The organism is Sanguibacter suaedae (assembly GCF_016342785.1).
Classification (GTDB): Bacteria; Actinomycetota; Actinomycetes; order Actinomycetales; family Cellulomonadaceae; genus Sanguibacter; species Sanguibacter suaedae.
Map to the genome: position 1 here is coordinate 75,076 of NZ_JAEINH010000010.1, position 13,625 is coordinate 88,700.

The following is a 13,625-nucleotide window of genomic DNA, read 5'->3' on the forward strand; positions in this document are numbered from 1 at the left end:
CCCGTCGGGCTGTGCGGAGGGTTGAGGTGGGGTCAGCGGGAAGAGGGGCGCCCGTCGATCGCGGCCGCCGTGCCCGGGGCGAAGCCGGTGACGGCTGCGGCGTCGGGGACGTCGTCGGCGGTGCTGGCCCCGTCCATGTCCTCGATGCGTTGCTGCACACCCGACTTGAGGCCCAGCGGCACCTCCTCGAGGAAGAGGATCGCGACGAGGGCGACGACCGCGATGGGTGCGGCGACGAGGAAGATGTCCGCGACACCGGCGCCGTAGGCGCTCTCCACCACGTCGCGCAGGGCGGGCGGCAGGGCGTTGACGTCGGGGATGGACGTGCCCGTCCCCTGCCCGGCCGGGATGCCGGCGGCAGCGAGGCCGCTCGCCATCTCGGAGGCGATGCGTGACCCGAGGACCGCCCCGAGGACCGACACGCCGACCGCGCCGCCCAGGGACCGGAAGAACGCCACCGTCGACGTCCCGGCGCCCATCTCGCTCACCGCGAGGGTGTTCTGCGTCGCGAGCACGAGGTTCTGCATGAGCATGCCCACCCCGGCACCGAGGACGAAGAGGTACACCCCGATGAGGACCATGCTCGTGTGGTAGTCGATGGTGCCCATGAGCGCGAGGCCCACGGTGAGCGCGACGGCGCCCGTGACCATGAACTTCTTGTACCGCCCGGAGCGGGAGATGAGCTGTCCGCTGACGGTGGACGCCAGGAACTGGCCCACGATCATGGGGATGGTCAAGAGGCCGGACATGGTCGCCGACTTGCCGCGAGCCACCTGCATGTACTGGCTGAGGAACACCGCGGTGCCGAACATCGCGACCCCCACCGCGACGCTGGCGATCACGGTGAGGACGAGGGTGCGGTTGCGGAACAGGCTCAGCGGGATGATCGGGGCCTCCACGCGAGCCTCGACCCGCACGGCCACGGCGAGCACGACGACGGACCCGACCACCATCGCGGCCGTCTGCCACGACATCCAGTCGAACTGGTTGCCGGCGAACGTCACCCACAGCAGGAGTCCGGAGATCCCCGCCGAGAGCAGGGCCGCGCCCCAGTAGTCGAGACGGACCTGCCGCTTGGGCATGGGCGGCAGGCGCAGGGTGCGCTGGAGGACGACGATGGCGGCGACGGCGAACGGGACGCCGACGAAGAAGTTCCAGCGCCACCCGACGCTGTCGGTGAGGGCCCCGCCGAGGAGCGGCCCGCCGATCATCCCGACGGCCATGACGGCACCCATGAAGCCCATGTACTTGCCGCGCTCGCGGGGCGAGATGATGTCGGCGACGAGGACCGTGGCGAGGGAGATGAGCCCACCGGCACCGATGCCCTGGAAGGCGCGGAACGTGATGAGGGTCCCCGTGCCCTGGGCGAAGCCCGCGAGGGCCGACGACACGACGGTGATGACGAGCGCGACCTGCACGAGCGTCTTGCGGTCCGTGAGGTCCGCGAGCTTGCCCCAGATGGGCGTGCTGATCGTCGTGGTGAGGAGGGTCGCGGTGACGACCCAGGTGAACGCCGACTGGGACCCGTCGAGGTCCGCGATGATGCGCGGCAGCGACGACGAGACGATGGACGTGGCGAGCACCGAGACGAACATGCCCATGAGGATCCCGCTGAGGGCCTCGAGGACCTGGCGGTGCGTCATCCGGGCCGGCTCGCCCGGGACGTGCTGAGCGGGTGGCGAGTCGGCGGCGCCGGGGGCGCTGGTTGAGGTCGTCACGTCGGTTGTGCTCGGTGGTGTGGAGGGTGTCACGCGTGGTCCTTCGTGGGTTGCTGGGTGGTGCGGTCCACGTCGTCGTGGTGCTCGGTGATGGAGCGCGCGAGCGCGCTCATGTGTGCGGCGGCGACGGTGAGCTCGTCGGGGTCCCACCCGTCGAACACCTCGGTGACGGTGGCGACGAGGCGGTCGCGGATCGCGTCGGCCATGGCCGTGCCGGCGTCGGTGAGCTCGACCGTGCGGGCGCGGCGGTCGCCGTCGCCGACGGTGCGCCGCAGGAGTCCGGCATCGACGAGGGTGCTCACCTGGCGGGAGGCGACGGACAGGTCGACGCGCAGCGCCTGGGCGAGGCACCCGACCTGCACGGCGCCCTCGCGCCGCAGGATGCGCACGATGCCGATGCCGGCGCGGGGGAGGTCGAGCGACCGGGCGAGCTGGGCCCCGATCTGGCGCTGGGCGCGCCCGAAGTCCTCCATCGCGCGAGCCACCTGGTAGGCCACGTCCTCGTTCATGTCGCTCTCTTCCTGACGGTCCGTCCTCTCCACCCTAAGCGGTTGCTTGCCGAATGCAACTACCTGGGCGTGTGAGTGTGGCCACGGAAGGTCGAACGTGCGACGGAGGGGTGGGGGGGCGCCCCCCCCCCCCCCCCCCCCCCCCTCCGTCATGCCCGGGAACTCGTTCGGTCCCCAGGACTCAGTCGGTCCCGGAGCCCATGTCCTCGAGCTCGCGGTTGCGGGTCTCCTTGATCTTCGTCAGGACGAAGAAGAACGACAGCAGCGCGAACGTCCCGTACATCCCGTAGACGACCTCGAGCCCGAGGTGCTCGGCCATGGGCGGGAACGTCACGGTGATGGTGAAGTTCGCGATCCACTGGGCCGCCGCGGCGAGCGCGAGGGCCGACGCGCGGATGCGGTTGGGGAACATCTCGCCCAGCAGGACCCACACGACGGGCCCCCACGTCGCCCCGAACGACACGACGAACACGTTGGCCGCGACGAGCGCGATCATGCCCCACGACCCGGGCAGCGAGACGTCGTCGCCCGTCCCGGTGGCCTGCGTGAAGGCGACCGCCATGGTCCCCAGGGACAGCGTCATGCCGGCCGAGCCCGCGAGGAGCAGCGGCTTGCGGCCCACCTTGTCCACGAGCGCGATCGCGATGAACGTCACCACGACGTTGGTCACGGCGGTGATGGTGGAGAACGTGAAGGAGTCGGACGCGTCGAACCCGACCGACCGCCACAGCGTCGTCGAGTAGTAGAAGATCACGTTGATGCCCACGAACTGCTGGAACACCGACAGCAGGATGCCCACCCACACGATGGGCAGGAGGCCGAACCGCGGGCCGCGCAGCGACGCCTTCTTCTCGAGCGCCGCGTCGCGTCGCACGCTCTCCTCGATCGCGTCGATCTTCGCGTCGACGTCCACCGGGCCGAGGACGGAGCGCAGCACCGTCCGTGCCTCCTCGACCTTGCCCTTGGCCACGAGGTACCGCGGCGACTCCGGGACGGAGAGCGCCACCCACGCGTAGACCGCCGACGGGATCACCGCGACGAGGAACATCCAGCGCCACGCCTCCAGCCCGAAGAGGCTGTCGCCGAGCGCGATCGGGGTGCCCGACGCCACGTCGCCCGCGGTGGACGCGAAGACCTGGTCGGAGAGCAGCGCCGCGAAGATGCCGATGGTGATGGCGAGCTGCTGCAGCGACGCGAGCCGCCCACGGATGGCGGACGGTGAGATCTCCGCGATGTACGCCGGGGTGATGACGGACGCGATGCCGATACCCACGCCGCCGACGACGCGCCACAGGATGAGGTCCCACACGGCGAACGCGAACCCGGACCCGATGGCCGAGACGAGGAACATCAAGGCGCCGACGAGCATGACGCGGGGGCGCCCCCACCGGTCGGCGAGGCGGCCCGCGTACCAGGCGCCGAGCGCGCAGCCGAGGAGGGCGACCGCCACGGAGAACCCGGTGAGGGTGGCGCTCAGCTCGAAGTCGGTCTCGATCGCGTCGACGGCCCCGTTGATGACCGAGCTGTCGAAGCCGAAGAGGAACCCGCCCACCGCGGCGGCCACCGACAGCGCGACGGCCTTCCTGTGCGCCGCGCGCACCTCCGTGCTCGCGCCCTCGGCGCCCGGTTCCTTGTGTGGCTCGGCCATCAGTGCCTCCGTGTCGGGGTCGGGCGCTGGGCCCGTCCTTTGCCGGACGTCGCCGACACATGGCGGCGGACGCCCATGGTCATCCACACTGTAATGATGAGCGACTCGATCGGCGCGGGCAGCGGAGCAAGGACCACCGGCGGCGGGAGCGCGTCCTCGGGCGCGTCCGGAGGGGCCCCGCGGCCCCGCAGGCCGGCGATGCTGGACCCCCGGGAGGCCGAGGAGATCCCCGGTGAGATCGACCCCGCGCTGCGGGGTGAGATCGCCCACACGACCGCCGCGGCCATCGTCCACCGGGCACGTGCGTCCGAGGACCCGGCGGTCGTCGAGCGACTCGTGAGCCTCGTCGAGGACGAAGGGCTCGACGTGGTCGCCGGGCTCTGGGCCGACAGCCCTGCCGACACCCTCCCCGGGGCGCTGTGGCGCCTCTACGTGCTGCGCGAGTGGGTCCGGCGCGACCCGCGCACCGTGGCCGACCGCTACCGTCTCGGCACCGCGGCGGCACCCGTGCACGACGTGGTCGCCGGCGTCGTGGCGCCCCCCGGCCCCGAGGACGTGCGCAGCGTGGCCGACGCGGTCCTGTCCGGCGTCTTCGCAGGTGACCTGGCCGTCGCGCTCGAGCGGGCGGCCGCCTTCTGCCGTGTCCTGGCCACCGGTGCGGCCTTCGACGCCGACCACGTGGAGGGCGTGGACGCGGACCACGCGACGCACATGACCCGCGGCGCGGCGTCGCTCGTCGGCACCGCAGAGGAGCTCGTTCGGGCCGCCGAGCTCTGGCGGGCCGAACGACTCGACTGACGCCGAGCACGACCGTAGACTTGAGGGGACGTCGGGCCACGGTAGCCCCGGGCTCCACTTCAAGCCGCTACGAGCGGCCTTCGCGCCGACAGGCGCTCTGTGGTCCGGCGTCACCACCACACCTCACCACACCACACCGTCGTCGGGACGCGCCCGAATCCTGTCACCGGATGTTCATCTCCGGGTCGCCTCCGCGACACCCCCGGAGTTGTGTGTTCACCAAACTGCTGCCCTACTCTGGGAACGATCAGTCGATCACCCGCGACAGTGCCGCTCCTCGGCCGTCGTGCGATCACCTCGCGTCCCCCACCGGAGCCAGCTGTGCGCCTGCGCCTCACCCCGCGCGATACCTCCTTCTTCGATCTCCTCGCAGCGTCCGCGGGTCACCTCGTGACCGGCGCCAACCTGCTCAGCGAGCTCCTCGGCGCCGACCGGCCGGGCCGCAAGGCGATCGCCAAGAGGCTCGCCGAGACCGAGCACGCCGCCGACGAGGCGACGCACGAGATCATGCGACGCCTCAACAAGACGTTCGTCACGCCCTTCGACCGCGACGACATCTACGGCCTCGCGTCGGCCCTCGACGACTGCATGGACTACATGGAGGAGGCCGGTGACCTCATCGTCCTCTACAAGCTCGACGAGCTCCCCGCCCGCGTCTCCGACCAGGTCCAGGTCCTCCAGCGCTGCGCCGAGCTCACCGCCGAGGCCATGCCGCACCTGCGCTCCATGGGCGACCTCTCCGAGTACTGGGTCGAGGTCAACAGCCTCGAGAACCAGGCCGACAAGATCCACCGCAAGCTCCTCGCGCAGCTCTTCGACGAGGTCGCCGACCCCATCCAGCTCATGAAGCTCAAGGAGGTCGTCGAGACCCTCGAGCTCGCCGCGGACGCGTTCGAGACCGTCGCCAACATGGTCGAGACCATCGCGCTCAAGGAGTCCTGAGCTCTCGTGGAACTCGCGCTCGTAGTGGTCGTCGTCGCGCTCGCGCTGAGCTTCGACTACACCAACGGATTCCACGACGCCGCCAACGCGATCGCGACCTCGGTCTCGACCCGCGCGCTGACGCCGCGCGCCGCCCTGATCATGGCGGCGATCATGAACTTCACCGGTGCCCTCCTCGGGACCGAGGTGGCCGAGACCATCGCCACGTCGATCGTCAACCTCGAAGGCGCGCCACCGCACAGCGCCCTCGTCGTCGTCCTGTGCGCCCTGGTGGGTGCCATCGTGTGGAACCTCATCACGTGGTGGTTCGGGCTCCCGTCCTCCTCGACGCACGCCCTCATCGGCGGACTCGTCGGCGCCGGGCTCGCCGGTGGGCTCGGGGTCTACGGCTCCGCGATCGTCGACAAGGTCGTCCTGCCCATGATCGTGTCGCCCCTCGTGGGCTTCGGGCTCGCGTTCCTCGTCATGGTCGCCGTCCTGTGGATCTTCAAGAACGCCGCCCCCAGCCGCACCAACCGGCGGTTCCGCATCGCGCAGACCGCGTCGGCCGCCGCGATGGCGCTCGGGCACGGCCTCCAGGACGCCCAGAAGACGATGGGCGTGATCTTCATGGCCCTCCTCACCGTCGGGTGGGCCGACCGCGAGGACGGCATCCCCCTGTGGGTCAAGCTCTCCGCCGCGGCCGCGATCTCCCTGGGGACCTACGCGGGCGGCTGGCGCATCATGCGGACGCTGGGCCGCAAGATCATCGAGCTCGACCCGGCGCGCGGCTTCGTCGCCGAGTCGGTGTCGGCGATCGTCCTCTACGTCAACGCGTTCGCCCTTCACGCACCGGTGTCCACCACCCACACCATCACGTCGGCCATCATGGGCGTCGGCGCCACCAAGCGCCTGTCGGCCGTGCGGTGGGGCGTGGCGAAGAGCATCGCGATCGCCTGGATCCTCACCATCCCGGCCGCGGCCGCCGTCGCGGCGCTCACCTTCGCGATCCTCCACCCCTTCCTGGGCTGACCGCCCCGGCGGCTGCTGCTACTCGAAGCGGCTGGGGTCCCCGAGCCCGACGCGGAGGACCGTCGGCGCCCCTCCCGACCACTCGACCACCGTCGTCGGCACCGTCCCGCAGTCACCGGCGTCCACGACGGCGTCGACCACCGCGTCCAGCTCCTCCTTGATCTGCCAGCCGTCGGTGAGGGGCTCGTCGGAGTCGGGGCTCAGCAGGGTGCTCGACAGCAGCGGGGTCCCCAGCTCGCGGACCAGGGCCTGGGCAACGGGGTGGGCCGGGATACGCACACCCACGGTCTTCTTCTTCGCGTGCGCGAACCTGCGCGGCACCTCCTTGGTGGCCGGCAGGACGAATGTGTACGGCCCCGGGGTCGCGGCCTTGATCGCCCGGAACGCCACGTTGTCCAGCTGCACGAACTGCCCCAGCTGCGCGAAGTCCGCGCACACCAGCGTGAAGTGGTGCTTGTCGTCGAGGTGCCGGATCCGTCGGATCCGGTCCGCCCCCGTGTGGCTGTCCAACGAGCACCCGAACGCGTACGACGAGTCCGTCGGGTACACGACGAGGGCGTCGTCGCGGAGCATCTGCACCACCTGCGCGATGCTCCTGGGCTGCGGGTCCTGAGGGTGCACGTCGACGTAGCGGGCCATCCACCGAGACTAGGACGTCCCGGTTCCGCCCGCCAGACCCGCCCTCACCCGGCCACCCCGTCAGTGCAGGGGTGGCAGGACCTTCTCGACGCCCACGACCCGCGGCCCCTTGGCGCTCTGCGTCACGTGCGTGACGAGGGCCTCCCCGGGCTCCAGGTACGGGTCCTTGGTGGGCAGCGCGCTGGCCACCGAGCGTCGCGAGTGCTGACCGAGCACGTCGAGCACCGTGGGCAGCACAGGTCGGTGCGTGCAGAGCAACGACGGGGCCCCTGCCTCGAGGAGCGCCCTGATGAGGGCCGCGACACGGCTGGGGGAGCGCTCGTGGTCGGCCTCGGTGACGTACTCGCTCGGGAGAGACTCGAGGCGAGCTGCCCGCGAGTACGGCTCGATGGTGTCCGCGCAGCGGCGCCACCGGCTCGTGACGACAGCGTCGACACCGAACGCCGCCAGGACGGGCACGAGGGCGGCGGACTGGGCGTGACCCGTCGGGGTGAGCGGGCGCGACGCCTCGTCGCCGTGCCACGACGTCCGGGCGAGGGCCTTGCCGTGGCGGGCCACGACGAGCGCCGTCGTCGCGAGGCGCCCTTTCTCGTGCTCCTCGATCAGTGCCTCGAGGGGGATGCGGTCCGCGGCCCGTGTGAGGCGCCCGGCCGCCTCGTCGACGCCGAGCCACCGCACGTCGTCGATCTCGGCCGGGTCGACCGGTGGCACCGGTGCTCGGGCGGTGACGGCCGGGGACCGCGAGTGCACCCGCGTCGCCGCCCAGTAGTGCACCCGCTTCACGCGGCCCTCCGGGGTGAGGTACTCCAGGCCGGGCAGGGGCAGGCCGAGGGAGACCGGCTTGCCCGTCTCCTCCGTGACCTCCCGGGCGGCCGTCGTCGGCAGCGCCTCACCGGGGTCGACCTTGCCCTTGGGCCACGACCAGTCGTCGTAGCGGGGTCGGTGGATGAGCTGGACCTGCAGGCCGCCGTCGCGCACCCGCCACACGAGGGCGCCCGCCGACTCGATGACGGTCGCCGGGTCGTCCGCCGACGTGCTCACGCCCGTGGCGCCCCTGACGCGCACGCCCGGGGCGGTGGAGGACGTCGACGCACCCACTAGCGGCCCAGGCTCATGCGTCGGCGCTGCCGGGAGATGAGCATCTCCTGGACGTCCTGGAGGGGCTGGCCGTCGGCGTCCAGGTGGTGACGGGTCCAGGTGGCGTCGGGGTTGAGGTGCCACGTCGACGTCGCGTCGTCCATGCAGACGTCGATGAGGTCGAGGAGCCCGGAGATCTGGGTCTCGTCGCTGAGCCGGACGAGGGTCTCGACGCGCCGGTCGAGGTTGCGGTGCATGAGGTCCGCCGACCCGATGAACACCTCCGGCCCGGTCTCGGGGCCCTCCCCGATGGCCGGTCCGGAGGAGTTCGCGAACGCGAAGATCCGCGAGTGCTCGAGGAACCGCCCGAGGACGGAGCGCACGCGGATGGTCTCGCTCAGCCCGGGCACCCCGGCCCGTACGGCGCAGATGCCGCGCACCACGAGGTCGATGGGCACGCCCGCCTGCGACGCCCGGTACAGGGCGTCGATGGTGGCCTCGTCGACGATGGAGTTCACCTTGATCTTGACCCACGACGGCTTGCCGGCCCGGGCGGCGGCCGCCTCCCGGTCGATGCGCTCGACGAGGCCGGAGCGCACGGAGCGGGGTGCCACGAGGAGCCGGTGGAACCGCGACTGCGGGGCGTACCCGGACAGCTGGTTGAACAGACGGGTGAGGTCCTGCCCGACGTCCGGGTCCGAGGTGAGGAGCCCCAGGTCCGTGTACAGGCGGGCGGTCTTCGGGTTGTAGTTCCCGGTGCCCACGTGGCAGTAGCGGCGCAGCCCGTCGGGCTCCTGGCGGACCACGAGCGACAGCTTGCAGTGCGTCTTGAGGCCCACGATGCCGTACACGACGTGCACGCCGGCCTGCTCGAGCTTGCGGGCCCAGGAGATGTTGTTCTGCTCGTCGAACCGGGCCTTGATCTCCACGAGGGCCAGGACCTGCTTGCCCGCGTCGGCGGCGTCGATGAGCGCGTCGACGATGGGGGAGTCGCCGGACGTCCGGTAGAGCGTCTGCTTGATCGCCAGCACGTGGGGGTCCGCGGCGGCCTGCTCGAGGAACGTCTGCACCGACGTCGAGAACGAGTCGTACGGGTGGTGCAGCAGCACGTCCCGGTCGCGGAGGGCCGCGAAGATGTCCGTGGGGCTGGCGCTCTCCACCTCCGCGAGGAACCGGTGGGTGGTCGGCACGAACCGCGGGTACTGGAGGTCCGCGCGGTCGAGGTCGGCGATGAGCGTCAGACCGGTGAGGTCGAGCGGCGCGGGGAGGGTGTACACCTCGTCCTCGACGACGCCCAGCTCACGGACCAGCAGCTGGCGGATGCGCGGGCTGATGCCCTCGGCGAGCTCGAGCCGCACGGGCGGCCCGAACCGTCGGCGCAGCAGCTCCTTCTCCATGGCCTTGAGGAGGTTCTCCGCGTCGTCCTCCTCGACCTCCACGTCCTCGTTGCGCGTCACCCGGAACGTGTGGTGCTCGACGACCTCCATGCCGGGGAACAGGTGGTCCAGGTGGTGGGAGATGATGTCCTCGAGGGGCACGAACGACGTGGGCCCCTTGTTCGACGCCTGGCTGCTCGGTGCGCTCGGACGCCCCTTCGCGTCGACCGCGATGAAGCGCGGCAGGAGCGCCGGGACCTTGACCCGCGCGAAGTGCTCCTTGCCCGTCCCCGGGTTCCGCACGAGGACCGACAGGTTGAGCGAGAGCCCCGAGATGTACGGGAAGGGGTGGGCGGGGTCCACGGCGAGCGGGGTGAGCACCGGGAAGATCTGCTTGCGGAAGAACTTGTGCAGACGGTCCTGCTCGGGGCTCGACAGCTCCTCCCACCGCACGAGGGTGATGCCCTCGCCCGCGAGGGCGGGCTGCACGCCCTCGGAGAACGCCTTGGCGTGGCGGAGCATGAGCTCGTGCGCGCGGGCGCTGATCGTCTCGAGGACCTGGCGCGGGGCGCGGCCCGACGCGGACGTCACCGCGAGACCCGTCGCGATGCGGCGCTTGAGCCCGGCGACGCGCACCATGAAGAACTCGTCGAGGTTCGACGCGAAGATCGCCAGGTAGCGGACGCGGGCCAGGAGCGGCTGGGCCTCGTCCTCGGCGAGCTCCAGGACACGCTCGTTGAACGCCAACCAGCTGAGCTCCCGGTCCCCGAACCGGTCCTCGGGGAGCACCACCAGCTCACCGGGCGTCCTCTCGGGCGGGGCGTCGTCCTCGGCGATGTGCTCGGCGATGTGCGCGGCGAGCTCGGGGTCGATGCGGGCACCCGTCGACGGGTTCGCCTGCGAGGCGCCGCCCCGCTGGCCCCCGGCCTGGACGGTCGTGGTCGGTTCGCTCATGGGTTCATCGTGGCATCCTTCGGTGAACTTCGGGTGGTGATCCGCAGGATCGTCCGTGGTCAGGGGCCGTCAGGACGTGCGCGAGTACTGCACGTCCGTGGCGGCGACGGTGAATCCGGCGGCCGTGTACGTGCGCACGGCCGCCGTGTTGTCGGCCTCCGTGTACAGTTCGGCGGTGCCCACCCCGGTCCGGGCGAGGTGGTCGAGGGCGACGCGCGTGAGCGCCGACCCGATGCCCTGCCCCTGCGCGTCGGGATCGATGCCCACCGCGTAGATCTCGCCCGTGCGCGGACCGTCGCCCTGCCCGGTGGGGACCTTGACCCACAGGGAGCCGACGAGCGCGTCCCCCCGGTGCACCAGGAAGAACGCCTCCGGGTCGAACCAGTCCTCGGCGGTCCGGGCACGCAGGTCGGCCACCGTGAGCCGCCCCTGCTCCGGGTGGTCCGCGAAGGCGCGGGCGTTGAGCGCCACCCACGCCTCGTCGTCGTCACCCGGCCGGAACGTCCGCAGCGTCAGCCCCTCGGCGAGGTCGACGGGGACGAGCGTACGGTCGGTGAGGTCGAGCTCCATGCGCAGCAGCTCACGCACCACCGAGTACCCCTCGGCGGCAGCGAGTCCCTGCGCGGCCGGCACGTCCCCGTGCGCCCACACCGCAAGCTCCCGGCCCTCCCGGTCCGCGACGTCCCGGACGTGCGCGAGCAGGGCCCGCCCCACCCCGTGCCGACGCGCGAACGGGTGCACGACGAGCTCGGCGCTCGCCGACGTCGTGCCCCCGAGGTCGAGCTGCGCGTACCCCGCGAGGTCGTCGGCGGCCCGGACGAGGAGGTGCTCCACCGGCGCGGACGCGTCGCGCAACCACAGCAGCGGCTGCTCGGACAGCGGGGCGACGCCGTCGACGTGCTCCGCCGCGCGCGCCAGGCGCAGCACGGCCTCCGCGTCCTCAGGAGGGAGGGGTCCGGTCAAGGGCATGATCTGGGCGTCGTCCACCGTGCGATTCCATCACGCACGGCCGCGGACGGCAGGGCGCGGCGCGCCCGTCAGGGGGTGAGCACCCCGAGGACGCCCGACAGGACGAACCACAGTCCCACGGCGCCACCGAAGAGCCAGAGGACCTTGGTGCGCGTCTCGACGCCCGCCGGTGCGTCCGGGCCCTCGTCCTTCTCCACGACCTCGTCGTTCCCGCCTGCGTCGGGGGTCTCGTCCGGGGCGTCGTCCGGCGTGCGCGGGGTCTGGGAGCTCATCGGACGATCGTAGGCGCCCCACGGCGGGTCATACCGGGACACCATCCGCCGATAAGGGGGCAGGTCCGGACCTCTCGGGCCACCGCCTGACCCTGGGGGACCAGATGACCAGCCGTACCGCCGTCCGACCGAGCGGCGTCGAGCGTGTCCTCGCCGACGACGAGCTCATCGTGAGCAAGACCGACCTCAAGGGCCGGCTCACCTACACGAACGACGTCTTCCTGCGCATCTCCGCGATCGAGGAGCACGAGGCCCTCGGACAGCCCCACAACCTCATCCGCCACCCCGACATGCCGCGCGGCGTCTTCCGCCTCCTGTGGGACACGCTGCGCGCAGGCGACGAGCTCTTCGCATACGTCCAGAACCTCGCCTTCGACGGCGCCCACTACTGGGTGTTCGCCCACGTCACGCCCTCGCGCGACGCCCGCGGCACCACCGTCGGCTACCACTCGACCCGACGTGCCGTGAGCCGCACCGCCCTCACCGAGGTCGAGGCCCTCTACGCGCAGATGCTGCGCGTCGAGACCCAGCACGGCGGCAAGGGTGCCGACGAGGCGTCCCTCGCCTGGCTGCGCGCCCGCCTCGCCGAGCAGGGCCGCACGTACAGCGAATGGCTGTGGAGCGTCGCCGGAGGTGCCCGATGAGACTCCCCACCTGGGCGGGATCGCGCCGCCGCACCGCCGAGCTCGAGGCGCAGGTCGCTGCGTACCGCGCCGCGCTGGACGCCGTCTCGGACGCCGCCCGCGCCGGTGCCCGCGGGGACATGGAACGACGCGTGGCCGCCGTGCCCGAGGCCGACGCCCTCGGCTTCGGGACCGTGCGCGACGACGTCAACCGGTTCTTCGACGTCACCGACGCGTTCATCCGCGAGGCCGGTGCCGCGCTCGCGGCCGCGAGCTCAGGGCGGTTCGAGCGCGAGCTCATGCTCGTCGGCCTCTCCGGGGCGTTCCGCTCCCAGGCGGGGACCATCAACGACGCCCGGATGTCGATGGCGGAGAACGACGCGCGCCTGCGCGGGGCGGACGACGCCCGTGGCGCGCTCGTCGAGGACTTCGAGAGGGACGTGCTGCGCGTCTCGCAGGCCGTGGGGGAGTCGGCCAGGAGCATGGCGGGCACCGTCGACGAGCTCCAGGGCGCCACCGCGACCGTCGTGCAGCGGGCCGGCGCCGCGTCCGACGCGGTCGCACGCCTCGGGGAGTCGTCCGAGACGATCCGCCAGGTCATCGGGCTCATCACCGACGTCGCCCGCCAGACCCGTCTGCTCGCCCTCAACGCGGCCATCGAGGCGGCCCGCGTCGGGGCGGCGGGGAAGGGCTTCGCGGTGGTGGCCGACGAGGTGGGCCGCCTCGCGGACGAGACGGCGCGGGCGAGCACCCGCGTCGAGGAGCAGCTCGGCGCGTCGCAGGACGTCATCGCCGAGGTAGCCGGTGCGCTGGGCAAGATCGACGAGAGCGTCGACGTCATGCAGGGCGGCGTCGCGGGCCTCGCCGAGCGGATCTCCACCGGGACGACGACCGACGAGGCGCTCACCGACACCGCGGTGCACCTCGAGTCCTCGGTCCAGGAGTTCCTCACGGTGCTCCGCGACCGCTGACCCGCTGACCCCACCGGACCTGCTCTGCCGACCCGCCGTCGGGCGCTCGAGTTCGTCAGTTCCGGTCGAGTTCGTCACCTAGCGGTGACGAGCTCGACTCGGAGTGACGAACTCGAGC

General features: G+C 71.8%; 13 protein-coding genes. 5 read left to right on the forward strand and 8 right to left on the reverse strand.

Annotation, left to right across the window (positions count from 1 at the left end):
• Positions 1–32: 32 nt before the first annotated feature.
• The 3 genes from JAV76_RS12315 to JAV76_RS12325 all read right to left on the reverse strand — a co-directional run bounded on the left by JAV76_RS12315 (position 33) and on the right by JAV76_RS12325 (position 3,875).
• Entirely contained in the window at positions 33–1,643 is a 1,611-nt protein-coding gene (locus JAV76_RS12315; RefSeq protein ID WP_198734377.1) for an MDR family MFS transporter, read from the reverse strand.
• A 104-nt stretch (positions 1,644–1,747) separates the two neighbouring features.
• On the reverse strand, positions 1,748–2,227 hold the full coding sequence (locus JAV76_RS12320) for a MarR family winged helix-turn-helix transcriptional regulator (protein WP_198734362.1): 480 nt from the start codon (positions 2,225–2,227) through the stop codon (positions 1,748–1,750).
• A 181-nt stretch (positions 2,228–2,408) separates the two neighbouring features.
• The gene (locus JAV76_RS12325) at positions 2,409–3,875 is read right to left on the reverse strand and encodes a sugar porter family MFS transporter (protein ID WP_198734363.1); all 1,467 of its coding nucleotides are present in this window, start codon (positions 3,873–3,875) and stop codon (positions 2,409–2,411) included.
• A gap of 198 nt (positions 3,876–4,073) precedes the next feature.
• Between JAV76_RS12325 and JAV76_RS12330 the strand changes: the two genes are divergently transcribed.
• The 3 genes from JAV76_RS12330 to JAV76_RS12340 all read left to right on the forward strand — a co-directional run bounded on the left by JAV76_RS12330 (position 4,074) and on the right by JAV76_RS12340 (position 6,626).
• The gene (locus tag JAV76_RS12330; RefSeq protein WP_198734378.1) at positions 4,074–4,673 is read left to right on the forward strand and encodes a hypothetical protein; all 600 of its coding nucleotides are present in this window, start codon (positions 4,074–4,076) and stop codon (positions 4,671–4,673) included.
• 321 nt (positions 4,674–4,994) lie between these two features.
• Positions 4,995–5,615 (forward strand): DUF47 domain-containing protein, encoded by a 621-nt coding sequence (locus tag JAV76_RS12335; protein WP_198734364.1) that lies wholly within the window; start codon positions 4,995–4,997, stop codon positions 5,613–5,615.
• 6 nt (positions 5,616–5,621) lie between these two features.
• The gene (locus tag JAV76_RS12340) at positions 5,622–6,626 is read left to right on the forward strand and encodes an inorganic phosphate transporter (RefSeq protein WP_198734365.1); all 1,005 of its coding nucleotides are present in this window, start codon (positions 5,622–5,624) and stop codon (positions 6,624–6,626) included.
• An 18-nt stretch (positions 6,627–6,644) separates the two neighbouring features.
• Here the strand turns inward: JAV76_RS12340 and JAV76_RS12345 are convergent, their stop codons facing one another.
• The 5 genes from JAV76_RS12345 to JAV76_RS12365 form a co-directional block, all read right to left on the reverse strand.
• Positions 6,645–7,265: an L-threonylcarbamoyladenylate synthase gene (locus JAV76_RS12345; RefSeq protein ID WP_198734366.1), complete on the reverse strand. Its 621-nt coding sequence runs from the start codon at positions 7,263–7,265 to the stop codon at positions 6,645–6,647.
• Positions 7,266–7,325: 60 nt separating this feature from the next.
• Positions 7,326–8,306, reverse strand: a complete 981-nt coding sequence (locus JAV76_RS12350) for an NUDIX hydrolase (protein ID WP_307844202.1) — start codon at positions 8,304–8,306, stop codon at positions 7,326–7,328.
• A gap of 56 nt (positions 8,307–8,362) precedes the next feature.
• Positions 8,363–10,672 (reverse strand): RNA degradosome polyphosphate kinase, encoded by a 2,310-nt coding sequence (locus JAV76_RS12355; RefSeq protein WP_198734368.1) that lies wholly within the window; start codon positions 10,670–10,672, stop codon positions 8,363–8,365.
• A gap of 69 nt (positions 10,673–10,741) precedes the next feature.
• On the reverse strand, positions 10,742–11,659 hold the full coding sequence (gene mshD, locus JAV76_RS12360; protein WP_307844203.1) for a mycothiol synthase: 918 nt from the start codon (positions 11,657–11,659) through the stop codon (positions 10,742–10,744).
• Positions 11,660–11,709: 50 nt separating this feature from the next.
• Complete coding sequence (locus JAV76_RS12365; RefSeq protein ID WP_198734369.1) at positions 11,710–11,913, reverse strand: hypothetical protein; 204 nt, start codon at positions 11,911–11,913, stop codon at positions 11,710–11,712.
• A 104-nt stretch (positions 11,914–12,017) separates the two neighbouring features.
• Here JAV76_RS12365 and JAV76_RS12370 point away from each other — a divergent pair, with 104 nt between their 5' ends.
• Both JAV76_RS12370 and JAV76_RS12375 read left to right on the forward strand, forming a co-directional pair.
• The gene (locus JAV76_RS12370; RefSeq protein WP_198734370.1) at positions 12,018–12,557 is read left to right on the forward strand and encodes a PAS domain-containing protein; all 540 of its coding nucleotides are present in this window, start codon (positions 12,018–12,020) and stop codon (positions 12,555–12,557) included.
• Positions 12,554–13,507, forward strand: coding sequence for a methyl-accepting chemotaxis protein (locus JAV76_RS12375; protein ID WP_230402241.1), 954 nt, complete (start codon positions 12,554–12,556; stop codon positions 13,505–13,507). Before JAV76_RS12370 ends, JAV76_RS12375 begins: the two co-directional genes overlap by 4 nt.
• Positions 13,508–13,625 lie beyond the last annotated feature (118 nt).

Bases quoted from the DNA above. Each gene is read 5' to 3' on its own strand.
- JAV76_RS12325 (WP_198734363.1), bottom strand. From the start codon at position 3,875: ATGGCCGAGCCACACAAGGAACCGGGCGCCGAGGGCGCGAGCACGGAG.
- JAV76_RS12365 (WP_198734369.1), bottom strand. From the start codon at position 11,913: ATGAGCTCCCAGACCCCGCGCACGCCGGACGACGCCCCGGACGAGACC.
- JAV76_RS12345 (WP_198734366.1), bottom strand. From the start codon at position 7,265: ATGGCCCGCTACGTCGACGTGCACCCTCAGGACCCGCAGCCCAGGAGC.
- JAV76_RS12355 (WP_198734368.1), bottom strand. From the start codon at position 10,672: ATGAGCGAACCGACCACGACCGTCCAGGCCGGGGGCCAGCGGGGCGGC.
- JAV76_RS12370 (WP_198734370.1), top strand. From the start codon at position 12,018: ATGACCAGCCGTACCGCCGTCCGACCGAGCGGCGTCGAGCGTGTCCTC.
- JAV76_RS12320 (WP_198734362.1), bottom strand. From the start codon at position 2,227: ATGAACGAGGACGTGGCCTACCAGGTGGCTCGCGCGATGGAGGACTTC.
- JAV76_RS12375 (WP_230402241.1), top strand. From the start codon at position 12,554: ATGAGACTCCCCACCTGGGCGGGATCGCGCCGCCGCACCGCCGAGCTC.
- JAV76_RS12330 (WP_198734378.1), top strand. From the start codon at position 4,074: ATGCTGGACCCCCGGGAGGCCGAGGAGATCCCCGGTGAGATCGACCCC.
- JAV76_RS12315 (WP_198734377.1), bottom strand. From the start codon at position 1,643: ATGACGCACCGCCAGGTCCTCGAGGCCCTCAGCGGGATCCTCATGGGC.